Annotated in this window: 19 protein-coding genes and 1 pseudogene; 10 read left to right on the top strand and 10 right to left on the bottom strand. The window is 62.0% G+C overall.

The genetic code is table 11. The features are described 5' to 3' along the window. Positions 1 to 2: 2 nt before the first annotated feature. From ACSFA8_RS22555 to ACSFA8_RS22540, 4 genes are all read left to right on the top strand, one after another. Positions 3 to 1,124 (top strand): lipase family protein, encoded by a 1,122-nt coding sequence (locus tag ACSFA8_RS22555; protein WP_435481716.1) that lies wholly within the window; start codon positions 3 to 5, stop codon positions 1,122 to 1,124. Positions 1,125 to 1,281: 157 nt separating this feature from the next. Continuing rightward, positions 1,282 to 3,174, top strand: a complete 1,893-nt coding sequence (locus tag ACSFA8_RS22550; protein WP_435481715.1) for a hypothetical protein — start codon at positions 1,282 to 1,284, stop codon at positions 3,172 to 3,174. Positions 3,175 to 3,184: 10 nt separating this feature from the next. Further along, a complete protein-coding gene (locus tag ACSFA8_RS22545; RefSeq protein WP_435481714.1) occupies positions 3,185 to 4,150 on the top strand; it encodes an AAA family ATPase in 966 nt (321 codons plus the stop codon). A 1-nt stretch (position 4,151) separates the two neighbouring features. Next, complete coding sequence (locus ACSFA8_RS22540; RefSeq protein ID WP_435481713.1) at positions 4,152 to 8,024, top strand: SAV_2336 N-terminal domain-related protein; 3,873 nt, start codon at positions 4,152 to 4,154, stop codon at positions 8,022 to 8,024. Positions 8,025 to 8,464: 440 nt separating this feature from the next. Here the strand turns inward: ACSFA8_RS22540 and ACSFA8_RS22535 are convergent. After that, positions 8,465 to 9,564, bottom strand: a pseudogene (locus ACSFA8_RS22535) (IS3 family transposase). A gap of 270 nt (positions 9,565 to 9,834) precedes the next feature. On the opposite strand from ACSFA8_RS22535, the gene ACSFA8_RS22530 reads away from it, so the two are divergent. The 4 genes from ACSFA8_RS22530 to ACSFA8_RS22515 all read left to right on the top strand — a co-directional run bounded on the left by ACSFA8_RS22530 (position 9,835) and on the right by ACSFA8_RS22515 (position 15,317). After that, the gene (locus tag ACSFA8_RS22530) at positions 9,835 to 10,185 is read left to right on the top strand and encodes a hypothetical protein (protein ID WP_435481712.1); all 351 of its coding nucleotides are present in this window, start codon (positions 9,835 to 9,837) and stop codon (positions 10,183 to 10,185) included. A gap of 300 nt (positions 10,186 to 10,485) precedes the next feature. Then, on the top strand, positions 10,486 to 11,610 hold the full coding sequence (locus tag ACSFA8_RS22525; RefSeq protein WP_435481711.1) for a hypothetical protein: 1,125 nt from the start codon (positions 10,486 to 10,488) through the stop codon (positions 11,608 to 11,610). Between the two features lie 198 nt (positions 11,611 to 11,808). After that, the gene (locus ACSFA8_RS22520; protein WP_435481710.1) at positions 11,809 to 13,596 is read left to right on the top strand and encodes an ATP-dependent nuclease; all 1,788 of its coding nucleotides are present in this window, start codon (positions 11,809 to 11,811) and stop codon (positions 13,594 to 13,596) included. A 56-nt stretch (positions 13,597 to 13,652) separates the two neighbouring features. After that, positions 13,653 to 15,317 carry a UvrD-helicase domain-containing protein gene (locus tag ACSFA8_RS22515; RefSeq protein ID WP_435481709.1) on the top strand — a complete coding sequence of 555 codons (1,665 nt, stop codon included), beginning with the start codon at positions 13,653 to 13,655 and terminating at the stop codon, positions 15,315 to 15,317. 85 nt (positions 15,318 to 15,402) lie between these two features. Here the strand turns inward: ACSFA8_RS22515 and ACSFA8_RS22510 are convergent, their stop codons facing one another. From ACSFA8_RS22510 to ACSFA8_RS22480, 7 genes are all read right to left on the bottom strand, one after another. Beyond that, on the bottom strand, positions 15,403 to 15,978 hold the full coding sequence (locus ACSFA8_RS22510; RefSeq protein WP_435481708.1) for a hypothetical protein: 576 nt from the start codon (positions 15,976 to 15,978) through the stop codon (positions 15,403 to 15,405). A 601-nt stretch (positions 15,979 to 16,579) separates the two neighbouring features. Further along, on the bottom strand, positions 16,580 to 17,203 hold the full coding sequence (locus ACSFA8_RS22505; RefSeq protein ID WP_435481707.1) for an HNH endonuclease: 624 nt from the start codon (positions 17,201 to 17,203) through the stop codon (positions 16,580 to 16,582). Positions 17,204 to 17,380: 177 nt separating this feature from the next. After that, positions 17,381 to 18,145, bottom strand: a complete 765-nt coding sequence (istB, locus tag ACSFA8_RS22500) for an IS21-like element helper ATPase IstB (RefSeq protein ID WP_435481706.1) — start codon at positions 18,143 to 18,145, stop codon at positions 17,381 to 17,383. 44 nt (positions 18,146 to 18,189) lie between these two features. Next, positions 18,190 to 19,716 (bottom strand): IS21 family transposase, encoded by a 1,527-nt coding sequence (gene istA / locus ACSFA8_RS22495; RefSeq protein ID WP_435481705.1) that lies wholly within the window; start codon positions 19,714 to 19,716, stop codon positions 18,190 to 18,192. 217 nt (positions 19,717 to 19,933) lie between these two features. Further along, positions 19,934 to 20,176: a hypothetical protein gene (locus ACSFA8_RS22490; protein ID WP_435481704.1), complete on the bottom strand. Its 243-nt coding sequence runs from the start codon at positions 20,174 to 20,176 to the stop codon at positions 19,934 to 19,936. Then, positions 20,169 to 22,067 (bottom strand): DNA/RNA helicase domain-containing protein, encoded by a 1,899-nt coding sequence (locus ACSFA8_RS22485; RefSeq protein ID WP_435481703.1) that lies wholly within the window; start codon positions 22,065 to 22,067, stop codon positions 20,169 to 20,171. The genes ACSFA8_RS22490 and ACSFA8_RS22485 overlap by 8 nt, the downstream gene beginning before the upstream one ends. Positions 22,068 to 22,080: 13 nt before the next feature. Continuing rightward, positions 22,081 to 22,431: a nucleotide pyrophosphohydrolase gene (locus tag ACSFA8_RS22480; RefSeq protein WP_435481702.1), complete on the bottom strand. Its 351-nt coding sequence runs from the start codon at positions 22,429 to 22,431 to the stop codon at positions 22,081 to 22,083. A gap of 343 nt (positions 22,432 to 22,774) precedes the next feature. Here ACSFA8_RS22480 and ACSFA8_RS22475 point away from each other — a divergent pair, with 343 nt between their 5' ends. Both ACSFA8_RS22475 and ACSFA8_RS22470 read left to right on the top strand, forming a co-directional pair. Beyond that, positions 22,775 to 23,014: a hypothetical protein gene (locus ACSFA8_RS22475; protein WP_435481701.1), complete on the top strand. Its 240-nt coding sequence runs from the start codon at positions 22,775 to 22,777 to the stop codon at positions 23,012 to 23,014. A gap of 127 nt (positions 23,015 to 23,141) precedes the next feature. Next, positions 23,142 to 24,149: a hypothetical protein gene (locus ACSFA8_RS22470; protein ID WP_435481700.1), complete on the top strand. Its 1,008-nt coding sequence runs from the start codon at positions 23,142 to 23,144 to the stop codon at positions 24,147 to 24,149. A gap of 184 nt (positions 24,150 to 24,333) precedes the next feature. Here the strand turns inward: ACSFA8_RS22470 and ACSFA8_RS22465 are convergent, their stop codons facing one another. After that, positions 24,334 to 24,960 (bottom strand): hypothetical protein, encoded by a 627-nt coding sequence (locus ACSFA8_RS22465; RefSeq protein WP_435481699.1) that lies wholly within the window; start codon positions 24,958 to 24,960, stop codon positions 24,334 to 24,336. A gap of 426 nt (positions 24,961 to 25,386) precedes the next feature. Then, on the bottom strand, positions 25,387 to 26,793 hold the full coding sequence (locus tag ACSFA8_RS22460; protein ID WP_435481698.1) for a DUF2130 domain-containing protein: 1,407 nt from the start codon (positions 26,791 to 26,793) through the stop codon (positions 25,387 to 25,389). Positions 26,794 to 26,802 lie beyond the last annotated feature (9 nt).

The raw sequence follows: 26,802 nt of genomic DNA, 5'->3' as shown, positions 1-26,802 counted from the left end.
GTATGACCAAAGTTGCCCTCTTCATCCATGGTACGGGTGTCCGAAAACCCTCATACGAGGCTTCGATGCGCCTGCTCAGGCGGCGAATGGAAATATATTTGAAGGACTGGGACATCCAGGGGTGCCAGTGGGGAGACGCCTTTGGCGCACGTCTGCATGGCGGCGGTGCATCGATTCCCAAATATGCCCACAGCGGCGATGAGAGCGCGGCACGCGAGTCCGCCGAACAGGCTCTGTGGATTCTTCTTGATCAGGATCCACTGCTCGAACTTCGTATCGAACCCGTCGTTCAGGTCATCGGGCCACCACCTGGGTCACAAATCTGGGATTCTGTCGTTGCCCTGGCACATCCTGGCAAGTACACCTTCGAAGCGGTTGAACAATTGGATCTGCTGGCGCCTTGGCAAAAGCTCATCGCCGCAGTTGAAGCCGACTTTGCATGGCAGGCCGTAGTGCGCCAACTGACCTGCGAACCACAGGATGTGTACGAAAAAGTTGCCCGCGGACTCATTGCCAAGCTGCAGATCGATCTGCGAGCCGATGGCATGCCGGGATTGACGGGGGAAAGCCGGGATCAGCTCGTGACCGCGCTCACCGCCGACCTAGGAACCGCGGCGGGCATCGGTGACTGGATGCTTGGACGCCTTACCAATTTTGTGCGTTCCAGGCGCGGCAAACTGCACGATGCCAGCACCCCTGCGGCGGGAGACATTCTTCAGTACCAGGCGCGCGGAGCCAAGTTGCGCAACTTCATTGGCGAGGAGGTAGGTCGCACCAGGGCGAGCGTGTTGATCGCCCACAGTTTGGGTGGGGTTGCTGCCGTGGATTGGCTTGCGGAATCACAACGAAGTATTTCTCACCTCATCACCGTGGGATCGCAAGCCCCCTTTTTCTATGAAATGGATGCTTTGGCGTCACGTGCCTGGGGCTCCGGGTTGCCGAAATATTTCCCCAGATGGCTGAACTTCTTCGACGAGCGTGATTTCCTCAGCTACGTTGCGCAAGGCGTGTTTCCGGAAGCCATCGACTGCCAAGTCGACAATGGGCAACCGTTCCCCGAGTCGCACAGCGCCTACTGGCGTAACGACAAAGTCTGGGAAAACATCGTCCAGTTCCTCGACTGAGCGCTGTAGCGCGTCAGGCCAAAGTTCCGTGACAACCGTATGCGCCTGGATCGTTGCAGTCGAACACTACGGCGCAGCGAATCGCCTGAACATTGCGGCACCCGTCGCTGGGCAGGCACTCCGGCTTGCTCTCCAACTGCGTCGACGCGATCCATCGTTGCGCCTGCTGCTCAATCTTTCGCACGGCAAGCGGCCAGAGTATGACGATGCACTGGCACGTCTTGCGGCCGACGGCGTGATTCCAAAGACTGCGCGCAGTGCCGATCTGCTCGATCATCTCGCCAATGCGCAGGGAAGCGATGTACTGATTGTTTACTGGATTGGCCACGGAATCCTTCGCAACGAACGGCGCATGGCATTGACCGCCGACTCCCGCGATGCCGCCCATCTGCACGCACTCGACTTGTCGTCGCTGCTCACGCACACGCGGTCCGCCTTGTTTGCACCGTTGCAGTTCGGATTCATCGATTGCTGCGCACAGGTCATCCAAACCCAGCCGACTGTGACCCAACTCAGCGGCGATGGCGTGGTGTCGCGTGAACAGCATTTTTTCTTCGCGTCGAGTGCCAGCGAAACAACTTCAACTGCGGTCCTTCCAAACCAAGGCTTCACAAACTGCGTCCTTCAAACGTTTGAGCATGTCGCGTGGCCGCCAGAAGCACTCGGCTTACAAGATGAGCTGATGCAGAAGCTCAGGTCTGACGGCAGCAGGAAGTGGATTTCCGATCTGCACTGGACCACGGGATCCGGCGACCTTTTTTCTAGGCAACGCAACGCCGGAGATGCCGAATTGGTGCGTCAACATGCCCAGTTGGCCGGCCTGTCAGTGGCGGCTCTGGCATTGCTGTCGCGCGAGGCAGGCCAGTCGGTTTCCCTCGAAGAACTGTCGACCGCGCTGCGGAATCGGCAGATGGAAGCACTCATCCAGCGCCAACGCGGTCAGCCCTCGGGCGCCGGATCCGCGTCTGCACTGTCCGACGCTTTCAGATCGGTCCAGATTGTCCGTCGTTTTCTTCCGGTGGCGGAAAGGCTCATGTTGAACTGGCAGAAGTGGCTTGCGCTTGGCGAGGACGTGCTCAGGCGCGAAGGCCAAGAGTTGAGCATCGATCCGGGAACGCTCGAAGCGCTGATGCTGCGGATTTCGGATACCAGCGACCGGGAGCGGTCACTCGCGTCCCTGGCAAGGCTGCTGGTCGGCGCCGCTTCGATGGTGCATGAAGCGCAGGCCCAGCCGCGTGACGAGTTGCTGGCCCTTCTGCATAAATCGCGTCTTCTGCGGCCATGGGTTCGGCAGGCCCGGGAAGAGCGGAGACCGCCTGACGCACCTGTATTGCTGCAGGTCAGCATGCGCCTCGATGTTGCGGGCGAGTTCGCGATCATTGATGATGCCTGGCTGGAGGACGTCGAGCGGGAAACGCTGGATGTCCCCGAGCCATCGCGAAGGTTCGCCAAGCAGCTGAACGAACTAGTGCAGAACGTCGGACAGCGTTATCCATCGCGGCCTCTGGTCATCGAGTTGCTCGCCCCCAGCGAGCTGTTGTGCGCGCCACGCGAATGGCTCGAGTTCAGAAACGAGTTGCTGGATGTCTCGATATCGCTCGACAAGGAGTGGCCAGTGGTTGTCCGATGGCGCGATCGATTGGTGCCAGGTTTGGCCGCTGATTGCCAGGCGGCGCAATGGAAACGTCGTCACAGCGCGCTCCTCGAGCAGCTAAGAGCGGGCTCTCCGATGGGATGTGTGTTTCGGCCGTCGACGGCGGACAGTGTCGTGGTGGGCCTGACTTTCCCGGGGCCGACGCCTGCAGACCGCGGGCGCAACCGCGCACGCTTTTTCAGCGAGTTGATGGCAGGCCACCCGTTCATGTGCTGGCCGCGGGAGCCGGTTGCAAATGCGGACGAATTTGCCAGTGCGGCATCTGACTTGATTCATTCCTCCACCCTGATCGGCTTGCCGGCTGCGTTGAAAGACGCCAAAGCCGGAGGGCACCCGACGCTGACCGACATGGTGTTGCTGATGGACGTGCCCGAACGAAACCCTTTCGAAACCTGAAGGCTCCCCTATGATTGAATGGACCATCTACGACCCTGAACGGCCCGCTGCAGAAGAGCGCGTTAGCTTGCCGCCCCCGCCGCCATGGCGGCAGCCCGGATTGGAACGGCTCAAGGCCGCCGCCGAAGCGTTCCGGCCGACGCCCGAAGTGGTCGACGCGGTCAACACCGCTTTGGTGTTGCGACGTCCCTTGCTGCTGACTGGCAAGCCAGGCACCGGCAAAAGTTCACTGATCTACTCGATCAGTCAGCAGCTGCGGCTGGGCGCTGTCCTGACGTGGAACATCCATTCCCGATCAACGTTGCAGGAGGGTCTGTACCAGTACGACGCATTGGCCCGCCTGCAGCATCTGCAGGAATTGCAGATCCAGCGACCCGCAGGGGCGGCTCGCCAAGCTGGCAAAGAAGCCGAGGACATCGCTGCTTTCGTCTCGCTTGGCCCCCTGGGTGCCGCCTTGGCGTCGACCACAACACCGCGGGCACTGCTAATTGATGAAATTGACAAAAGCGATGTCGATCTTCCCAATGACCTGCTGAACGTGCTGGACACGGGAAGTTTCCCCATCCCGGAACTTCAACGTATCGCGAAGCACAGCCCCGATGTTGTTCTCTGGACGCCAGAAGGGGAGGAAGTGCCTGTCCACAACGGACTTGTGCGCTTCACGGATTATCCGGTCATCGTCATGACCAGCAACGGGGAGCGTGACTTTCCGGCGGCGTTCCTACGTCGCTGCGTACAGTGCCCGATCGAAGATCCGACGGCGAACGAACTGGCCGGCATTGTGATCTCGCATTTCGGAAAGGAGTTGCCCTTGTTGCGCAAACTCGTCGATGAGTTCGTGAACGAGCGTCAGCGCGGATCGATGGCGGTCGACCAGGTGATGAACGCTGCCCATCTTCTGACGGACGAAGATGACAACTTTGAAAGCCCGGACATTCGACGGGTGCTGAAAGTTCTGTTTCGGAGGTTGAGCTGAGATGGATGCGGCCAGACTGCCGCGCGCGTTGGCCCTGCTTCGCGCGACCGATCACGCGGCCGACGCATTGACGTTTGCCGACGCTTTCTGGCTGGCTAACGCGCTACCACTCAACCTTCTCGACGGCGAGATGCCTCAGGCCGAGCCCCGGCCGCCCAAAACGAAGCTTCTGCCTCCGACGAATGCGGAGTCCACAGCTGTATCTGTCACAGAAAACGGCAGAAGGGCTTCCGGTCCCGGGCGCGCTCAGACGAACGATGTCTCGCAGGTTGCGCTTTACCAGCATGAGCCCGGACGCGCTGCCGGGGGCGATCCGCTGCGAGCGACGCGTGTTCCGGTCCCGTCGGCCGAGGCTCTGCCCGGACGCACCGCCATTGAGCGCGCCCTGCGCCCGTTCATGCGCCGCTTTCCATCGCCGGTGCGCCGGGAACTGGACGCTATTGCCACAGCGCAGCTCAGCGCTCAGCGGCCCCATATCACGCCAGTCTTCAGGCCGAGACCCGAGCGCTGGTTCGATGTGACCCTGGTGATCGATGCCAGCGAACCCATGGTCGTATGGTCAAGCATGGCAAGGGAGCTCGGCGCACTGCTGACGCGGCACGGCGCTTTCCGCCGCGTCGCGCTCTGGAACCTGGTGGTGGACAAGGGTGAGGTTGGGCTGCGAAGCGAGACGGGGCCGGGCGCAGGGCCGAGGCAAGTTGTCGGATCACATGGTCGTCAGCTGGTGCTCGTCCTCACCCATGGCCAAGGAGCTCTATGGCGCGAGCCGGGGTTGGCGGCGTGGTTTGCTGCGCTGTCACGCCATGCCGTGATTGCCCTTTTCCAGATGCTGCCAACACGTGCCTGGCCGTTCACACTGCTGGGCGACGCGTCGACCTGGACGGAAAGCCGGGAACGCGCCGTGCCGAATGCGCATCTGCTCGTCCAAGATTTCCTTAGCGGGCGCTTTTCGCGCAGTCGTGACCATCCGGTGGTCCCAGTGCTGCCGCTCGAGGTTGACGCAATAAAGCATTGGGCGCGCTTCGTGATGGCGCCTCGCAGCGTGGCTCACCGGGCCGTTCGGCTCGATCCGATGCGCGTGCCCGCTGGCGCCAGGGCGTACGACCCTGAAACAGTTGCCAAGGACGCTGCGGGGCGCCATCCGCGCGACAACGTGGCGGTGTTCCGCAGCCGTCATTCACCGTCCGCCTTCCAGCTGATGCGCTTGTTGTCCGCCTCGCCGCTGACGCTGCCTGTGATGCGACTTGTGCAGCGGGCATCTTCGATCGATCAGTCGCCCTCCGTGCTCGCCGAAGTCCTGATGTCCGGGCTGCTGCGCCGCGTTCACGGTCAGCGCGCCGACGATGACGCTGTCTACGAGTTTCTACCGGGCATCCGTCTCTGGCTGCGGGGAGGGCTGTCGCGAACGGAGGCACGCACAGTCGACGGGCTGTTGGCGCCAACGCAAGAAGCGTTGCGTCTCTACATTCAGGAGAAGACCGGCAATGTAGTTGCGGACTTCACCGCGCTCGTGTTGGATGAACGGGGGTCTGCTCTGCTGCCGCCGGCAGCCAGGGCCTTTGTCCATGTCGCGCGAGAGTTGTACGAGCGGCGGGGCCTGATCGGTGCGCCCGCTGGGGGCACTGCAGCACCACCTGCGAGCGGTATCGCCCCATCCGGCGGCCAGCAACCGCGCTCCAATCGTCGCTGGCGGGTGAAGCTGCGGCCGCCGAACCAGCGAAGCGCCTACGCCAGCATACTGAGCGACGCTCTGGTGGCCCAAGGTCACGCACTCGTTGAGACAGACGAAGAAGTTTCAGTTGCCATCGGGGACGAAGATGAGGCTGTGCCGCCGACGGAAATCTGGGATTTCGTGGTGGCGACGAATACGCCAGTGGCCGCGGTGATGGACAAACTGATCAGTCATGTGCCCGCAGGCCGACTGATCGGCTGGCCTCAGTTTGCGAGCAAGGCTGTTGAGCGCGAGCGTGAAGTCGACGCGCTGGCTCACTGGCTTGAAACAGAGTGCCAACATGGTCGCAAAGTCACACTCACCGCCTACGAGGACTCGGGGGCGCGGCTGCTGCTGGCGCGGGCCTTCATCAAATACGTTTCGCTTCGGCAGCGCTTCCCGGGAGGCATTTATCTCGAGGGCAGACCCGTCGACGGGACATCCTCGCGCGGGCCATTGCTTCGGGTGGCGCTGGCTTCTGTCGAACCTTCGCGTCCAAAAGATTGCGCACTCACCATGGTCTACGTACGACGGACCAGTCGCAACCAACCGGTGATCGGCTACCCCACCCCGGCTGAGGCGGAAGCGCATCTGGTCGAAATGGGATTGAGGCATCGGACAGCGCGCGAGCTCGAGCCAGTCCACGAGTGCGTGCCAAAACAGATCGTGCTTGCAGGCTCCCTCTGCCTTCGAAAGGTTTCGGCCGCTGCACAGATGCGCGCCGCTGGCATGCCGGCTGGCCGGTACGATGCGCTGCTTCGAATGTTCATCGATACACTTTCCGAGCGCGAGCGCACGGACCTGATGCGTCTGCAGGTGCTTCGCCCCGGGGGACCCGCGCACGACGAGGACACCGAGCAGATGGCAGCTCAGCTTTGCTGGCTGTGTGAGGGTCCGGGCGGCAGTCGATGGCTCGACCCGACTGCAGCGCGATGGCTCGGCATGCTCAGACCGGACTTGCAAAGCACGGCCCGCATCTACCTGGTCAACTGGCTGACCGGGAAAGACCTACCGCCTGACTGGCACGCCTATCGAAACCGGTGGCTGCTCGTCCATGCTTATGAGTCTAAGGGTGTTGACCGGATTCTCGACGTACTGGACGACAGCCGATTGCGGCGCATCGTTCTGGTTGATCGACGCCAGCTGGAAATGCAATTGGCCGAAGTTGCGGATCGCCTGGTAGACCGCAGAATCGACGAACTTCTGGCGGCGCTACGCCTGGAAGTTGGCGAAATGCAATTCGGGGAGTTGGTGCACTCCTTGCGGCAGCGTCAAACTAGCGGCCTGAAAATCGCGCTGGCCGTCCCGCGCACAGAAGACGCAGTGGTGCGCAACGCATCCAGGTTGCTCGAAACGTTGGGCCACGAGGTGTTGCCAGCTGAACTCGATATCAATGACCTCCAGATTCCTCGCGAAAGCGCGAACGTGCGCGAATGCGATTTGGTGGTCGCGATCGTGCAGGACCGATACGGCGTGCCGCTCGACGGCAGCGCCGTGTTTCGCGAAGACATGTCGGCAATGGAATTCACTTACCGTGAAGCCCTTCGTTTGCACAAACCCCTTCTCGTGTTCATGAAATCAGTGGAACGTGCAGGCCTGTCGCTACCCACAAGAGTCGAGATGCAACGCTTTCGACAGCAGTTGGAAGCGGGTCACCAGGTGATCCACTTCCGAGGTCACGCCGATTTGCACCGACTGCTTTCATCGGCTGTCGCATCGGTGCGCGCGGGGCGTGATCCGAGGCTTCCGCCGACCGTCGACGATCCCACCGTCATTCCGAAACCAGGTCCCGTTCTCAATGCCGCGGATTTGCAGCAGGGGCGATGGGGCGGGGCCGCTCGCCGCGATGGACGCGTCGCGGAAGCAGTTCTGTGCGGGGTGACCAAGGGAATCTTCTATTTCGACGTTGCCGTTGATTCGACCGACGGATCTGCTTTGCGCGGACCGGTAGTCTTTCATCTTCACGACACCTATCCGAAGAAGACTATCCACATCCGCAAAATCCGGGATGGGACACGCGCGATCCTGCAAAACGTGAGCTCGCGTGGCGTCTACTGCATCGGCATCCAGGTCCGCAAGGGTGACGGTACCTGGACCAGCCTCGAGCTGGATCTTCGCCAGTTGGCGTCGCGCGGACTGCCTGAACGCTTTCTCCAGCGTTAGGCCAACAATGCGATGGCTGGGCGTCTGAAAGCTTCCCGCGTTCAGCTTCCGGGTGGTATGAGATCCGGCAGCCTCGCCTTGCTCTCGTCGACGCTCAGCGACAGAGCGCCAATTTCTGCGATCCGGGAAGGCAAGGCGCTGCCGCGAACGCCTCCACTGCTGAGAGGACGCCGCGGGTTGTCCGGGCCGTTTGCGTCGTTGGCCTGCCTGGACAAACTTTCCATCGGGCGTCGACCCCTCCCCGACAGTGGGGAGGCCCTCGATGACCGGCGGTGATCCACTGGAGCCCCGCCTCAATGCGATCGCGCCGTTGCGGTCGAGGGCGTCACAGGAGATTCAGATGAAGGAAGCCGAAACGAAAAGCGCGCAATGCGCAGCGTCTGACTGACCTGCCCCCTCCTGCCGTGCCATTCATAACGAGGAAGTCCGGGGTTGCAAGATTAGTTGATCTCGGTGGTTGTTGAGTTGGTTCGAGCTGCATCGCCAGCGCGCTGGTGATGCAGCTCGGCGAATTTCGCCGGTGGCATTCGCTGGCAACTGCTGTGCGGCCTCATCTCGTTGTAGTCCTGGCGCTAGAGCGTGATGGCCGACCTGGCTTGTTGCAGCGTCTCGAACCACTGCTCATTCAGGCACTCATCACGGAACTTGCCGTTGAAGCTCTCGATATAGCCGTTCTGCATAGGCTTTCCAGGCTCGTTCAAAATGTGGCGAATTCCATGGGTCTACACCCAGCCCATGAAAGCACGATTGGTGAACTCCGGACCGTTGTCCGTTCGCACGGCCAATGGGTAGCCCCTGAAGACCGCCGCCTAGTCGAGCAGACGCGTGACGTATTGGCCCGAGACGGCCCAGTGCACCGAGATGCTCACGTCGTGGCTGAAGTCATCGGCCACGGTCAAGCACTTGATGCGCCGTCCCGCGCTCAGGCTGTCGCTGACGAAGTCCATGCTCCACACCTCATTGACCGTCGTGCCCAGTTGCAGCGGCACGGGTTCGCTGGCGGTACGTTTGCCCTTCTTGCGCTCGCACGACCAGATTTGGGGCGCTGTACAGGCGGTAGACGCGCTTGTGATTCATGCCCGGGAAGTGCGGGCGCAGCATGTCGTGGATACGCCGATTGCCGAAGCGCCGACGTGTATGCGCGATCTCGACGATCTGCTGCTGAGCTCTTGCGTCATGGCCCCGGCCTCGGGTGGATTGCGGTAGCTGTGGCGGGAGAGCCCCACAAGCCTGCTTGCGTGTCGCTCGCTCAGATCACATTGCTGGATCATGGCGGCGACGGCCGCACGCTTGACCTGTGGGGCTAGCGCTTTACCGCGAAGGCGGTGTTCAGCGCGTGGATGCCCAGGTGGGCCTCGGCCAACAGCTTCTTGAGCTTGTTGTTCTCGGCTTCGAGTTCACGCAGTCGCCTGGCGTCGGGCGCATCCACACCACCGTACTTGGCGCGCCATTTATGTAGGGTCGCGTCGCTGAAGCCGCCTTTGCGTCACAGATCCTTGATCGGCAAGTCCGACTCGGCTTGCTTGATGAAACCGATGATCTGCCCCTCGGTGTATCTGCTCTTTCATGTCTTTCATTCTCCAAGTTGACGGACTTCGCTGCTCGTACGTTGGTACGGCTGGGAGGGGGCAGGTCAGAAGCAACCAACCATAAGTTGCGCGAAGCAAGTATGCAGTTATGTCTATTCATTCCCGACGCGCCCTGAACACGGACAGGGCAGAGGGAAGAGACCGGCAGGGCAGGGCGCTACGCCCCCTGACAAACTGACACCCCGGGCCGGCCTCTTCGCCGGTTTGAAGGAGGTGCCCCCATGCCGTTCCTTGCACCGTCTCCTGCGCGGCTGCCGCCGTTTTCATTCTTGCTGAGCGACCAGACCGAGCCGCAAAAGAAAGTGGCTCGGCACCTGGGCGTCAGCCTGCGGACCCTGCAGCGCTACAAGGCGCGCGGCAACGCACCGCGTGCCGTGTACCTGGCGCTTTGGTTCGAGAGTCGGTGGGGGATGTCCGCGCTGCACGAGAAGGCCTTCAACGAGGCGCAGCATGCTCGCGCCTGGGTGGCCTCCATGGAGCGGGAATGTGAGAGGCTGCACCGCGTGATTCGGGTGCTGGAGGCCGCGAACGAAAAGCCTGCGGCGAATCTGGGGGTTTATCGGGCACTGTAGATCTGGTGCGGGGGTGATTTCCGGGTGCTTTGCAGCGATTGCTGACGGTTGCCAGGCGTGCGTTGAACTCACGGTGTCGCGCAGGAAGCCGACGTTCGGTCTTCAGCGGCAGTTGCTCCGTCGGGACAGTTTGAACTTGCCGTAGGCGGCAAGCACGACGACATGGGCTACAGTTACTCGCCCGGTCGACATTCACCACTTGGTCCTATGGTGAGCAGAGAAGACGAGGGCATCTAAAATCCTGCGAATCCGGTGCGGCACGGCTGCGGCCCGCCATTTTTAACAGCACCAGAGGTAGCAATGACGCCAAGAGCGAACTACGCCGCGTTTGTCGACAACATTTTTGGGGCCGGGTCTGCCAAGTTCGACATCGCCAAGACCGACACAAACAACGTAGTCGGCGCGCTTGCGAACCCGCAGAGGTTTGCAGAATTCACAGCGAACTTCGAGGAAAGGCTGCGGCGGATCAATGCAGCTATTCAATCCGACCCTAGCCTCCGCAAAGACGTGATCGGCGCGGTGAACCGCGTCGCCGAAGATGAGTGGGATGGCGCGTATGCGGAGCTCTGCGCGCTGGACTACTTCTTGGCCGCCTCGTTGACCGGCCCGGGCAACATCGAGCTCGACCAAACAGTGCCGGCCTCAGATACCCTCGCGTCGGAAATGGGCATGCAGAACGCGAATCACGATATGCGCTTGAAGACTCTTGGCGTGTCAATGGACACCAAGAATCTCTCCGACAAGACCGGGCAGATTCTCGACGGCATCTTCGACGAGTTTCGGAAGGCCAAGGGCATCAAGAGCATGATGATCATGCCCACCTACGATCACGACGACGACTTCACGCCGTATGCCGCGAACCGCCTGCAGCTGCTCGCTGAGCTTGAAAGCGGCGTCGACGTGAACGGCAGGACGCCGCGTCTGACAAGCCAGGTTATCCCGGGTCTCTCATACGAATTTGCCTGGAATGCTGGGGCCTATATCAGCGCGAGCGCCTACTCGCCAATTGAACACGCCACGCGGCACCACACGCTCCTGTTTGGGCACATCAAGAAATTCTCCCGCACAGAGCCGACAGCAATCGTCTATGTGATGTTTCCCTGGTCGGGAGAGACCGCCTTCCGTGGGTTTGGCAAGGATACGTTCCAGACCGAGTTCGGAAAGCAGTTCTTCAACAACTATCTCGGTTCTGCCGACCTCGCGAAGAGTTTCAATAAGAAGGTCAAGTCGAACATCACGGCCGCCGACGTCACCAAGCACCTCTCCGGCGTAATCTTCTTGGACGACAAATCCGTCACCGCCAAAGACCCCAAGCAGATCAACGTCGAGGCGAGCTTCGTCTGGAACGAAAACGCCGTCCGCTCGCTGGTGGGGCATCCTCTCGACGTCGAGCTGCGTCGTCGGGGGGCCTTTGATCGCGGGTAGCCAAAGAGGCCGGCAGGTCCGCAGCGATTGCCGCCGTTCAGTTCCACGCCTCGAACGGCGGCTGGCGCTGCAAAGCCGATGTTTCCGTGCAGCCCCCCGCGGCGGAAGCTGCCCGACTTTTGCTCCACTGCTGCAGAGCGCGTGCGCATAATCAAGTGCAAGTGGCCGCGCTAACGAGCCACTCAAGGAGAAGGCTCCGTGAAGATTGTTCAGGTCAGGGTCGCGAACTTCCGGGGGATCGCGCAGGGCACAGTCCACTTCGATGGACACAGCGTGCTCGTTGGCGACAACAACGCGGGCAAGTCCACGCTGCTTGAGGCGATTGACCTCGTGCTGGGCCCGGAGCGGCTCTCACGCCGCCCGGTCGTCGACGAGCACGACTTCTACGCGGGCCAGTACCTCAGCGCCGAAGGGCAGCCGATCCCGCTGTCAGTCGAGGTCATCGTCGCCGACCTCAACGAGGAGCAGCTCCGGCACTTCCGCGAACACCTCGAATGGTGGGACACGAACGCGAAGACGCTACTGCCCGGCCCGCCGGCCGAAGGCACCGACGCCGCCGGGGTCGGGCCCGCGCTGCGTGTCTTCTTCCGGGGCGCCTACGACGCGGAGGAGGACGACTTCCTGGGTAACACGTTCTTCGCGCTGCCCGCCCCGATCGGCGCCGGCGAGTACCAGGCGCTTCGCGCCTCCGACAAGCGCAAGTGTGGCTTCCTATACCTACGAACGGTGCGCACCGGCTCGCGCGCGCTCAGTCTCGAGCGCGGATCGCTATTGGATGTGATCCTGCGCCTTCAGGAATCGCGCCTGAAGATGTGGGAGGAACTGCTGGGATCGCTGCGCACGCTGCCGGTCGCCGAGAAACCTGAACTCGGCGTCACCACGCTGCTGGCCGCGGTGCAGGCCTCGATTAGGAAATTCGTCCCCTCGGACTGGGCCGAGGACCCTCACATGCGCGTCTCGGATCTCACCCGCGAGACCCTGCGTCGCACGCTGACGGTCTTCATGGGCACGGGGGTCAAGAGACCTGACGGCAGCAGCTACGCGGCCCCGTACCAGCATCAGGGCACCGGCACCATCAACACGCTGGTGCTCGCGTTGCTGTCTATCATCGCCGAGCTCAAGCAGAACGTGATCTTCGCCATGGAGGAGCCCGAGACGGCGCTGCCTCCGCACACGCAGAAGCGCATCGTCAACAGCGTGCGCGAGAAGTCCGCTCAGGCCCTCTTTACGTCGCACTCGCCGTACGTGCTCGAGGAGTTCGAGCCCGCGCAGATCAAGGTGCTGAAGCGCGCGGGCGGCGTGTTGACCTCCGTCCCCGCCAGCCTGCCACCCACGATCAAGCCGAAGGCTTACAAGGCGGAGTTCCGGGCGCGCTTCTGCGAGGCGCTGCTCGCGAAGTACGTCCTCATCGTCGAGGGACGCACGGAGTTCGACGCGCTGCCGGCGGCCGCTCGCACGCTCAGCCAGACCGATCCCCAGTATTTCAAGTCGCTCGAGGCGCTCGGCGTGGCGGTCATCGACGCCAGGACGGACTCTCAGGTCGCGCCGCTCGGCAACTTCTTCAGGGCGTTGGGCAAAACCGTCTTCGCGGTGTTCGACAAGCAGGACGAAGCGCAGCTCGCCCTCATCCGGGCCGCGGTAGACCACACGTACGAGTCGCCCACGAAGGGATTCGAGTCGTTAGTGCTGCAGGGAACCAACGAGAACGCGATCCGGCGCTACGCGCTGAGCGTGGTGGCCGACGGCGACTGGCCGCAGCACCTGATCCCCGTGGCGCCGAGGGCAGATTCCGATCTGGCTGCGCTGAGGAACGCGCTGACGCAATACTTCGCCTGGGGCAAGGGCAGTGGCCAGGCGGCCGACCTGCTGGCGTCTTGCACGGGCTGGCAGGAGATGCCTGAATACGTCGCCAAAACCCTGTATGGCATCTTCCTTGTCGTCGAGCCTGCGCCGCCGGCGCCCCCAGCCGAAGCCGCAGCGGCCTGAAGTCGATGGTCTGGAGTCCGCAGAAGCTCGACTTCCTGGCCTGCCCCGGACACGCGTTGGCCCTCGCCGGCCCGGGCGCCGGCAAGACCCACGTGGCGCTCGTCAAGGCCCAGCAGGAAATTGCCAGCGGATCGCTGAAGCCGGGCCAGAAGGTGCTGTTCCTGAGCTTTGCGCGGCCAACGGTCGCGCGCATCCTCGAGAAGGCGGCCGAGCTCGTCTCACCGCAGGAGCTCAAGCACCTCGAGATTAACACCTACCACGGGTTCGCGTGGAGCATCCTGCGCAGCCACGGCTACCTGTTGAGCACAGCGAGGGCCATCACCCTCCTGCCGCCGCCGGAGGCCGCGGCGCACTTCGCGGACGTGGACGCCGGCGCCCGCGAGCAGGAGATGCTTCGCCTGTTCGAGCAGGAGGGGCGGCTGCACTTCGACCTGTTCGCGCGGCTTGTCGCACAACTCTTCCAGCGCAGCGCCCGGTTGGCGGCCATCTACTGCGACGCTTATCCCATGGTCATCCTCGACGAGTTCCAGGACACCAACGCCGACGAATGGGCGATGATCCGTCAGCTGGGTCGGCAGAGCCGCCTGATCGCGCTCGGCGACCTCGACCAGCGCATTTACGAGTTCCGGGGAGCCGATCCCCGCCGCCTGGGCGAATTCGTCGAGGCGTTCCAGCCTGGGAGCTTCGATTTCACGGGCGAGAACCACCGAAGCAACGGAACGGACATCAACGTCTTCGGCAACGACCTGCTGACTGGTCGGAACCGCGGCAAGGAGTACACGCACGTGAAGATCGTGCGCTACGGCTTCCGCAGGAACCAGAGCCCGCACTTTCGGGCGAAAGCGGAGGTACTTGCCGCGCTGCGGCGCCTGCGCGACCAGCCAAACACCTCGGTGTCCGTCCTCGTCCCGTCCAAAGCCTTCATGCTGCAGTTCTCGCAGTATCTTTCCTCGGATCTGGACGGGCTGCCCGCGCTTCGGCACGACGTGGCGATGGACGCGGAGTCGCCGTCCTTGGCTGCGAACGTCATCGCCGTGCTGCTGGAAGGGGGGGGCGCCGCGGCGCTGGCATCACGCCTGGTCGCCGCGCTGCACACCCACATCCGTGGTCGCAGTGGAAACAAGGCCCCTGCGCAGGCGGAGATGAACCTCGCAGGTGCGATCGGTATCTACATGTCGACGGGAAAAATCCGCGGCAAAAACAGGGAGCTCGTCGTTGATGAGTGCCAGAGGATCGCCGTCGAGCGTGCGGCCCTCAGGCTCTCAGGAAACCCCGAGGAAGACTGGGTGGCCGTGAGAGATCTGATTGCGGCGTCCACCTCGCACCAAGTGGCTCGCGTGGCCGAGGACGCGCGCTTCCTCCGCCTGCTGCACAGGGGCTCTGCGCTGCGCACCGCGCTCAGCGAGATGTGGAGAACGCGGGGGGACTATGCCGGAGCCGAGGCGGCGCTTCGCGATGCCCTGCTTCAGGAGCATTTCGTCGCTGCACAGAAGGAATGGCGCGGCCTGCACGTAATGACCATCCACAAGGCCAAGGGGAAGGAGTTCGACGAGGTCGTCATCTACGAGGGCACGTTCTCCGGTCGCATCGTGGCGGCGAACGCCGACGCCAAGCGCATCGCGCAGTCGCGGCTGGCATTGCGCGTAGCGGTCACAAGGGCCATCCGTCGCACGACGATCGTGACGCCCCAACGAGATGGCTGCCAGTTTCTGAGTTCTTGACCTCCTGAGACGCAGCGACCGTGCGGAGGGGGCGCCTCCGCTACGCAGTCGCTCCTACGGAAATCGCAAACTTTCGAAGAGCTAGTTAGTCGTTGTACAGGACGATGACCTTGCCGAGCCTTCCTCCGAGGCTATCGAGGTTCTTGTTCATCCCCTCGATGACATGCTGATCAACCACATCGAGCGCTGCTTGAAAGTCGGGGTATTCATTCCCCGGCATGGCGTAGGTCATGAGGTGTCGTACAACGAATCGGTCTTCGAGTTCCTTGACCGCGAGGTTGGACACGACGAGGTCAATGTTGTCGTTGTGTGCGACGAACCGATGTCGAATGTCGAGGATTCGTTTGTGGGCCTTCAGGGCGTCGCTGTCGGCGTCGAACACCTTTTTCTCGTCGAGGCGAGCCTGGCCGGTGCCTCCGCTCGTGAAGCACTTGCTGTACTGAAGGACGAAGGCGGCCAGCAAGGACAAGTCGGTCAGCGCGTCGCTCAGGTCTCCGAGCGTGCGCTCCCGGGTCATGAGCTGGTGCAGGTAAGACCGAGCACTCATCAGCTGGAACAGCACGGCATGCCACTGTTTGAGTCGCTCGAAGCGCCTGTCGTTCAAAGCAAACCCATCTTCGACGACTGGCTGCATGTGCTTGGCGACGTCGGCGTCATCCATTTGGTTGCTGGCCCGGGGGCAGAGTGATCGAGTGGCCTTCGAGCTTACCCGACGCGCCCGGCCCCCCGTTCGAGGCGGCCGCTTCCAGACGCCCTTGATGGGCGGTACGGTTAGTCGGATCACAGGTCCTCAAGAGGGATCGGCTGAACGGCTCTTCTGATGTGTGTCCAATCGTAGATCAGGTTGTGGCTGTTCGCCCCAGTGCGGAACTGCGCCACGGCCGTCGACGACCGTCATGGGAGCAAATCGACAACCGAACCGCTGCACAGCAGTCGTTTTTGGTTCGCGGAGAATTCGACAGCAACGGGCGCGGAGCGCTCGGTCATCCCTTTGCCAACCGCCGTGCGTGACGCATCGGCGACGGCACCTGGCCAAGCGACCGGTTTGGTTCGCACAGCGGATCACCGAGCATTTAAATCACGAATGACAGGTTTCGGCCCGGAAGGTCGTTTGGCGCTAAAACTCGACCGACCGCAACCAGTCTGAAGCTGCCGCTCAAGCGCCCCGACTATGACGCGGCCGCCGAAGCCAAACTGCGCGAGCTGCCAGGATGCGAACTGCAGCGGGCGAACCTCGACAGAACTCGCGCGCTAAGGCGACTTTAGGCCGCGGCAAGGAACGACTCGAAGCGCAGAGCCAACCGGTCTCGATCGGGTCGGTCCTGCGGTCGCTGCGGCAGGTGGAGCTGACCTAGATGAAGGCGCTTCAAGGCGTCCAACATCGGGCCATCGTTTTGACCCCGCAAGCGATCCGAGACATGGACTTTGAATGACGGATCGATGCCGATGAGATGGGCGTCAAACGCCGCATGATGAATCTTGGACAGTGGGATCCCGTTGGGCACAACAGGCTGGCCAAGGTCCTCATGACCGTCGGAAATGATGTGGGCTGCATCCAAAAGCAGCGCCTCTGGCAACCCAGACAACGCACACCGCCCGCGATACGCGGTGATCACCGCATCCCGAAACGACGCTTGATGCAGGCGCTGTTGAACTTGCCTCAGCGCATACCGACGCTCTGTGGCGTCGGAGGCGATTTCGATCTGTCCCGCAGCACCAAACGCAACGCTGGCCTTCAACGCCTGGCGGTCCCAGCCCGAGATGAACGCCGGGATGATCGCTTGGTAGCGTCCCGGCGAGGTCCCGAGGAAGTAGATAAAGGGTGTTTGTGATTCGAGCGCCTCGCGCAGCCAGACGTTGTCTGCTGCATCCGGGTTCTGCCCCATAAACGCATAGGCGACCGATTCCTGACCTTCATAGATCTGCTTGTGGACGTCGCGCTGATCGTCGTACCAGATCTTGGCGCCTGATGCGTATTCCGGCGAACGTGACCGTCGATTCCGCTTGATCGTGACCGGTCGTCATGCGTGCTGAGTTGCGCGTTCAGATTTTAGAAGTGTCGGTCACGATGGGTCTGTGTTCTTGTCCTTTTGACTGGTTTTTGGCTTCTGTCGAAGGGACTCACCCGTGAGGGTGAGTCGGTGGTTTTGCTGCATCAGACGATCGAGGATCGCGTCGGCGATGGTGGCGTCTCCGACCCATGCATGCCAGTGCTCGATCGGCAGCTGGCTGGTGATGATGGTGGCCTTGTTGGCCGCCCGGTCGTCGATGATCTCCAGCAGGTCGCTGCGCGCCTGAGCGTCCAGGGCCGCCATGCCCCAGTCGTCGAGCAGGAGCACATCGGTCTTTGCCAGCTGGATCAGCCATTTGCCGAAGGTTCCGTTGCCGTGGCGGATGCGCAGCTCCTCGCCGAGCCGGGGCATGCGCTGGTAGTACGCAGAGCGGCCTCGCCGGCAGGCGTACTGCGCCAGCGCACAGGCAAGCCACGACTTGCCCGCACCCGTCGGGCCCGTGATCAGCACGCTGTGGCCCGAATCGATCCAGTCGCCCAGCGCCAGGCTCATGACGGCCTTGCGATCGACACCGCGACCGGCGCGCGCATCCATGTCTTCGATGGCGGCCTGCGGATACCTCAGCCGCGCCTCCTTCAAGAGCCGTTCACGACGCTTGTCGCCGCGCCAGTGGATCTCGCGCTCGACCAGCAACGCCGTGCGCTCCTCGAAGCTCATGGTCGTCATGCCGGCGCTCGTGAGCTGGTCTTGCAGTCCTGCTGCCATGCCCAGCAACTTCAGGCTGCGCAGTTGATCCAGGGTCGTGTTCATCATCATTGGGTATTCCTTGTTGTTCGGTGTTGAGCGGGGGGTGTCCGACGTCACTGGTAGTAGCCTGGGCCGCGCACATGCTCATGGGGAGGGCTGATCCAGCTGGGCGCCGTGCTCGCAGCAGCCTTGTCTCGCTCGTTGACCAGAATGGCCTTCACATGCGCGTACTTCGCCGTCCCCAGCTCGAGGGCGATCAGGCTGGCAGCTTCCAGTCGGTCTTTGCCATAGCGGCGCGCCAGCGACAGCAGACCCAGGCATGCGCGGTAGCCGTGCTCCGGGTGGCGCCGCTCCTCGATCAAACGCGCCACCAGGCGGCCCGTGGCCACGCCGATGCTCTGCCCCCAATGCACGAGGCGCTCGGGTGTCCATTCGAGATGAGCGCGGTGCGCCGCCGGCAGGTGGGCGACGACGGTCGTGAAGCCACCCTTGTGGGCGCTGCGCTGATGGGCGGCGACACGCTGGCCGCGGTGCAGCAGTTCGACCGCGTGCTCCGTGATGCGCGCCTCCAGGAGCAGGCCAACGAGGTTCTGCGGGACGCTGTAGCGATGACCGTCGATCTCGATGTGGTGATCGATATGGACGCGCACGCTCTTGAAGGCGGCCCACTCCCAGGGCTGCAGCGGCAGCGCCTGCAAGGCAGGTGCATCCAGATCGGCGAAGGCGCTCGCGCGGCTGCCGGGCAGCTTCTGGAAGAGCTTGCCGTTGAGCCGCTCCAGCAATGGCTCGATTGCCTCATTGACGTCGTCCACGCTGGCGAAGCGCCGGTGGCGCAAGCGCATGAGGATCCAGCGCTCCACGACCTGGACAGCCGACTCGACCTTGGCCTTGTCCTGCGGATGGCGCGGCCGCGCCGGCAACACCGAGGTGCCGTAGTGACGCGCGAAGTCCTCCACCGTTTCGTTGGCCCGAGGCTCGTAGCGGTTCGGGTTGGCGATCATCGCGCGCGGGTTGTCGGGGACGATGAGCTGCGGCACGCCACCGATGAAGCTCAGGGCGCGTGCGCATCCTTGCAGCCAGTCGGCCATGGTCTCGCGCGGCGTCGCGCATGCGAAGGTGTAGCTGGAGGCACCGAGCGCGGCCACGAAGACGTGGGCCCGGCTGCCATCGGCCAGTTCGACCGTGGGGCCGGCGTAGTCGACGAAGAGCTTCTCGCCGGCGCGGTGGATCTGGCGCATCGAGCGCTTCAGCCGCAACGCATAGCGCCGATACCGTTCGCAGAACTGGCTGTAGCGGTAGGTGGGCTGCCCGGGGTGGGCGGTGACGTACTCCTCCCAAAGCAGCATGAGCGTCATGCCCTTGCGCCGCAGTTCCTGGTGGGCACGGCCGTAGTCGGGCGGCACGTAGTGGGTCGGTCGGTCCAAGCGGCCTTGCACGACACGGCGCTCCAGCGCCGTGTCGCTCAATGTCTGCACGGTGGCCCAGTCCAGGCCCGCGACGCTCGCCAGGCTGACGTACTTGGCCACGACGCCCTTGGAGATGCCCAGAGAGGCGGCGATTCGCTCGTGGGAGAGGCGGGCTTCGAGCTTGAGACGTAAGACGTCTCTGATCTTGCGCATGTTGATCCTTGGTGCGGGCACGCCTGTCTCCGGCAAAGCCCGGCAGGCTACCCCGCATGGGGTGGATGAAATGCGCAACACCAACACGCTGACATACGGCAGCGTTCCGCTGCCGTGACCGTCGATTCCGGCATCGTGACCGGGGATTCCGGGCTACCCGGAAATCGGTCACGTTGAGCCCGGAACCGCCGGTCACGTTCGATCGGAATGCTCGGTCACGATGGCCCGGAATGGGCGGTCACGATGCTCCGGAATACCCACCTGATTTGGGATAGACCGTCCGAATCGAGAGCAGGTAGCGCATTTGTCTGGGCTTGAAGATGCCTCGCTGCGGGTTGATCAACGGCAGCCGCTCGCCCTGGTACATGAATCCCGCACGCAGATGCTCAGAACTCAGATGGTCGTTTAGCACCGTCAATCGCCGTACGTGCGCAAACGCCGCGGCCCTGATCTCGGCGTCCGTGCCGGGCGGGTCACTCATGCTCATCTCCAGCCCCAATGTGCTGCGTTAACTTGCTGATGCTCTTCCGGAAACGATCGGCCAGCGCGGGATCGGTGCAATACACGTAGCAGCCCTTCATGCCCCGGGTCATGAGCGTCCGATAGGTATTCCGAACGATGGTGTCCGCAAGGGCGCGGGCGCCGGCCGGATCCTCCGTCAGCAACTTCTTGAGCCCCTTGACCGACTGGTCTGACGAGGCCCGCTTCGAGGCATCAGGCACCACGCGACCGTCGTGACAGGTCAGGTCCGGACCGATGATGACGCCAACGTAGTCCAACTCCAGCCCCTGGCAGGTGTGAATGCAGCCTACTTCCGCTACAGAATTCGTTGCCACGATCCAGAGGCTCCCATCCTTGTCCAGATTCCAACGGCGCTGATAGTTGAACTCGGGCAACGTGATGTCCCAGGCTTGGGGATCCCTCTTGCTGGGCCACTTCCAACAGTAGCCGGCCACAACGCGCGACCGGTTGTTCGATTCGTTCTTGAGCGCAATCAGCGCATGCATCTCCGCCGGGTCGTCGAACACTCGAAAGTCGTAGTCCACCCCCTCCAAGGTGCGGTTCGCAGTCTCGCGGATGCCAAGGGTGCTGTCCAACCAGGCGAGATACCCGTCCGATCCGTTGCAGCGGAACTGTGAGGATAGTTCCAGTTCGGTCACCTCCGCATCCAGCGCTCGCGCCTGGCGTCGGAGCTCTTCGGTGTGGCCGATGTCGAGGAGGGTGACGCGCTGGTCGTCGTCCACGAAGAACACCGTGCAGCGGGCAGCTCGGATTAGCTCCTTGACCTGGTTGTCGCCAAGATTGCGGTAGAGACCGCTCTTTTCATTTAGGCGGTGCGCTTCGTCCACGATCAGGGTGTCGTAGCTGTCGGGGTCGTCATTGACGAATGCGCCGGAACCGCTGAACAAGTTGCTGATCCTCGTTTTTGAGAAGGTTCCTGTCAGCTTGACTTCATAGACGGCGCGCGGCGCTGCGTTCTTGGAGACGTAGCGCACGTTCCGCTTTCGCGCAATGAGTGCGCCCAGCAAGTTGATGGCGACGACCGACTTTCCGGTGCCCGGGCCGCCCTGGACGATCACCACCTGTTTGCGCTCCGCGGCTCGAGCCTCGGCCTGCAGGATGGTTTCGTGCACAACCTTCTGGTCGTCGATCAGAAGGAACTCCGGTTTGCCCTGCAGCAGGCCGGCCACGGTGTCGATCAGCATCTTGGACGGGCGGATGCGACCGTTCTCGATCGCATAGAGCGCGCCTTTGCGGTCACCGTATCGCACATGCTCTCGGATGAACGCCTGCAGCTTGGCGCGTTCGCGCATCAGGAACAAGGGCGCTCGTTCCACGTGATGGTTGTAGTGGGCGTGATCAATCTCGCCGTCGCGCGGATGGTTGTGCAGGTAGGCACAAGGCTGCAAGGTCATGTCACCGTCTTGCACAGCGGCGTTGAAGTCCTGCAGGAAGGCGGCATACGTCCAAGCCTGGTAGGACGGGTGAGGACCTTCTCGTTCCCCGGTGCGGCCGCCACGGCGGGCCCAAATCACCGCATCCTTGTCGCTGCGGCGCGATTCGGACCACTGCTTGAGTTCGATGATGACAACCTTTGTGCGGGACCTTGCGTCCTCGCCCGCGATGACGAAATCGATACGCTTGGTGCTCTGGGGCAGTTGGTACTCGATCGCCACGCCCGCATCCTGCGGGATCTCCTCGTCCTGCAGTACCTTGGCCATCTCAAGTAGCGAATATTTCCAGGCCTGAACCTCCGAGGGTCCGACGCCGTAGCCGGTGGCGCTTCGAAACTGTCGAGAGACCACGTCTTCGATGTCTTCACGCAGCGCGTGATGAAGAAACTCGCGCTTGTTGGCTTGGTAGATGATCACCAGCGTGTCGCGCTCACAGTTCGTCGTACTTCTTGGCGCTGCCGCGGGAGCGATCAACGGGGTACTTCAGCTCGTTGGCCTGGAGCTTGGCCTGTGCTGCCGCGATAGGGTCGATGCCCAACGCATTGGACAGTTGGATCAGGTACAGCAGAACGTCCGCCACCTCCGAGCCGACGGCATTGAGCTTCTCTGAAGCGAGCGTCCGGCTCTGGTCCTCGGTGAGCCACTGAAAGTGCTCCAGCAGCTCTGCGGCTTCGACCGAGAGAGCAGCGCTGAGGTTCTTGGGCGAATGGAACTGTTGCCAGTCGCGGTCGGCAGCAAATTTCTCAACCTGCTTGGCAAGGCCGTGAAGAGAATCGGTCATTGCTCAGTTATCAGGTAGCGCGGTCAGGCGGCTGGCCGGCAGAAGCCTGGCAGCTCGTGTACACCCCCTGAAGGCTCGAGTATGCCCTTGGATACGGGCTTCTCAGATTCGACCTGGTCGGAAGCGACGCCGCATGAATCATCGAGGTGCCGCAGTTCGCGATCGGAGGATGAGTGAAGAGAGCCAGCTGCTCTGGGCCGTTGGGCAATCCGGCACCGCCCCAGTCCAGAATCGGCAGCGGCTTCTTGCGGGTCCTCGAGATGACGTGCCAGGACCTTACTTCGATCCACGGGTACCCGGCCGCCAGGAAGGCGGCCTTCTTGCGCGGTGTGACGGCATGGGTATGCCAGACCTCGACCACCAGGAGGACTTTGTCAGTCCGACCGCAGCGGACAACGAGGTCTGGGACAAGCCGTCGGTCGCCAACGGGCAAGGACTTCTCTCGCCTCACGACGACGAGTCGCTTGGGATCTACCAGAGACATCAGGGCACGCCATTCGACTCCGGAGTGAAAGAGGCCCATCAGCCCTTCGCGTGCACCGAGTTCCATCGCCAGTCGGTCAATGGCCCGCTTGTGGGGTGACCCCTGAGGGCCGACTGTCTTGCGACGACGAAGAATCTGTCGTGCCGCGCGCCGCTTCCGGGAGTTCCTGAAGGATTGAGAGTTCATATGAGGGTCCGGTGGTGTTGGAGCCTCTATGCTCGGGACCATGATGCAAGTCTTGCAGTCCGAAACCCTCCCAGAAACCTCCCGGGATGCCTGCGATCCACCGGAGGCGCAGGCCGCCGCGGTAGTACTCGCTTACCTGGACAACACCCAGCTTGCCTTCCGCCAGAAGGCCTACGAGGTACTAAGGGAGCTGGCAACGCAAACGATGGCGCGCGCACAAGGCGGCAAGTCGACTGAATTCACCGCCGTAAACCTGAAGGCGGGGGTCGCGCCTGAGGCCGGAAAGGAGCCAAGTGCCTGGCTCAGTCCGCATTGGACCCGTTTGCTGCAGGCTGAAGCGCAGTGGCAAGAAGGAATGGTTCAGGAGGCTCGGCGGAAAGGGCTGGCCTTCATTCCTCGGCTCCAGAAGCAGCAAGGCAATCCTTCGTATTACAAGATCTTGCCAGCTCCGATCCCTGAAGAAATTGACAGTGCACCAGTACCGCAGGTGCCGGCTGGCGGTATCTACTACACAACTGAGAGCGTCGCTGCGCCTGGTTCCTTGTTGAGCAACGCGCTACGAGCGGGCAGCGTGCCGTGGACTGCGGCTACCAGGTGGTCGTTTGCATTGACGCTGATGGCGATGCTGGTTGTGGTGCTCGCGTCGGCTTGGCTCTTGCTTTACTTCGGACTTCGTCTCACGCGCCCCCTGAGCCCAGCTGATCTCGCAACCATAGGTGTCTTCGCAGCCGTGGCTGCTGGACTGATCGGAATCTTCCGATTCTTCGGCGAACTATTTGAGCTGCGGATAGTGATGGCGCCGACGTTGCTGACGCCGCTTTCGAAGGACAACGTGACGCTCGAGCTGCGATCCTCTACGAGTGAGCAGGCTGCGCAACTGGTCTTTGCGCGCTACACCTCCACGTGTTTGGAATGCGGAGGAAGTATCGAGCTTTTTGACGGAGGGAAAGAATTTTCAGGCCGTATCGTCGGACGATGCCGACGCTCGGCGCGCGAGCACGTCTACAGCTTTGATCACGTCGGCAAGATTGGTCGCGCTATTAGATGACCTGAGCTGCTGCGACGCTGATCGCGCGGAACGCAAATGGCCGCAACGCTTCTTACGCGCCCGCCATCGACTTTTCCTATCGGCGCTGAATTGCTTCTCGGGAAACGTAGCGACAGTCCTTCAACTCCATCATTTAATGAGTTCATCGGCCACGATACAACGTTGACGCCCTGATGCATGCCGACTAGCTACTCTCGGTCATCCTGAACTCGACACGTATTGGCTTCACAGGCCCCTTCTTCTGCTCAGCCATCCAACGTTCGGCAAACTCCCTAACTGTCTTCTCGGCAGAAGGTATCTGCTGCTTGATGTACTCGATGCGCTGGGCGCGCTCGGCGAGTTCGGGCCCAAGGTTTCTGAGAAGGTTGGCCTGGTTCCCGGATGCGCTGGGAGGCAGGATGCCGCCGCGCTCCGTCATGAAATCGGCCTTGCCTGTGTCGAGGCCGGGCGGCAGCAGCGGGATGGGCGGCGGAACGCTGAGCACGTAAACATCGCCGTCAGGCGCAAGGGTCCACGAATCCGCTAGCGGAATGCGGTAGGTGTAGTGGACAGGGACCCGGATCGTCCCAATGCGCTGGCCGAAAATCTCCGGGCAGGGCCGACCCAGGCATGTGTACGAGGAGCGCCATCTGAACTCTTCGTTCCGCACGAGCGTCGCGACTTCGAGGTAGCCACCAGGCGTCCGCAACACCACGACCTGCGCGGGATCCAGCAGGACAACCTTTTCCTCGCGTGAGCTGAAGAGCAGCCCTCCTGCGAGCAGTGCGGCAAAAGCACCGACGATCGCTACGACCTTCAAGATTTTGGGCATGGAGATGCGTCCCGTCTGCTCAGAAAGTCAGCGGACTGACTACAACGCGGGACGCTTTCGAGGCGGCGGCGTCTGGAGCGGGCGCAAGCGCTGCCTTTACGATGTCGGCAACAGTGCTGGCATCGATGCCGCGCATTCTGCAGTAGCTGGATTTGCAGCCAAGCGGCAAGCAGCTTCTGGCCTTTGCTCGCGTTGCAGGACATGCAGGCAAGAACAATGTTCTCCGGCGTGACGAGCGCGAGATCATTGACGATGTGCTCGCATGAGGCCACGCGCTTCAGCGATTGACCACGTGGCACCGCGGCTAGCATGTCCGTTCGGCAGTAAACGCCGGTTTGGTCGCGTTCACGACCCATATGCTCCAGGTCAGCAGGGATCTTCCAGTTGTTTGCCATGCGCGTGCTTCCGGGATTGCTTGGTTTAGGCTCAGTCGGTGGTAGCACTTTGAGTTTTGAGTTCGGCGAACTTGTTCGCCATCGTCGGGTTGCCGCGGGTCAGCTTCTTGATCGTTACGTCCTGTGCCTTGTCGTTCGCCAGCCGGAGGTTCCGGTCTGTCCCAAGCAGGGCATCCTTGGTCTTCTGCAGGTGGTCAATCGATTTGTCGATCTCTGCGATGGCCTTCTGAAAATGACTAGAGGCGAGGTCGTAGTTCCTCGCGAATGCAGTCTTGAACAGGTCGAGCTCAGATTCAAACTTCGTGATGTCGATGTTCTGCGCCTTGACTAGCGCGAGTTCTGCCTTGTACTTGAGGGCATTCATCGCCGCGTTGCGCAGCAGCGTGATGATCGGCAAAAAGAACTGCGGTCGGACGATATACATCTTGGGATAGCGATGGAACACGTCGACGATCCCGGTGTTATGGAGCTCGCTGTCGGGTTCGAGCAGGGAGACCAGCACCGCATACTCACACCCTTTCTCGGTGCGATCCTTGTCAAGCTCCTTCAGGAAATCCTCATTCTTGTTCTTCGTCGCGGTTTGATCGCTCTCGTTCTTCATCTCGAACATGATCGAGACAATCTCGATACCGGCCTCGTCGGTGTCCCTGAAGACGTAGTCGCCCTTGCTGCCCGTACGCGCGTCGTTGTCCTTCTCAAAGTAGGCCCGCGGAAACGCCATAGCGCGGATGCGGTTGAATTCGGTCTCGCAGTGTTGCTCGAGCGTCTCGCCCACCATCTTCGTGGACAGACGGGCCTTCAGGTCCCGAAGACGCTCGATCGCATCGTCGCGATCCTTGATCTGCGTCTCGTATTTGTCCTTGAGCGAGTTCTCGGATAGTTGCTTCTCCAGTTCCACTCGCTCAATGCCGCTCTTCAAGTCGTCGCGCTCCCTCTCGACGGCATTCACTGCCTCGGTGATCGCGAGCTTCTGCGCAACCTCAATGACCTCCAGTTGAGCCTTCACCCGCTGAATCTCCGCATCTTTATCAGCGGCTTGCTTCTGGAGTTCAATCAGGAGCCTCGCCTCGGCCAGTTCTGACGCCGACTTTTTGTCGTGCTTAGCCTGCTCGAGTTCGTTCGCGAGCGAGTCGCGCTGCTTTTCAACGGTGCCGAGAGCCTCGCTGACGGCCAGCTTTCGCGCGACATCGCCGCCTTCAAGCTTGGCTTTTAACTCCTGAATCTCCGAGTCTTTGGCGGAAGCGGTCTTCTGCAGTTCGCCGGCGGCCTTTGCTGTGGCGAGCTCAACGGCGTTTTTCTTATCCCGCTCGGCCAGTTCCAGCCGATCGCACAGCTGCTTCTCAAACTCGGTGTCACGAACCTGCTTCAGGATGTCTGCGTAGCCGGCCTCGTCGATCTTAAAGGCCTTGGTGCAGTGCGGGCAGATGATTTCGTGCAAAACTGGTTT

This window comes from Variovorax nitratireducens (genome assembly GCF_051216545.1).
Classification (GTDB): Bacteria; Pseudomonadota; Gammaproteobacteria; order Burkholderiales; family Burkholderiaceae_C; genus Variovorax.
The sequence above is the reverse complement of the archived record's forward strand: the minus strand, read 5'-3'. Positions and strand labels throughout refer to the sequence as shown.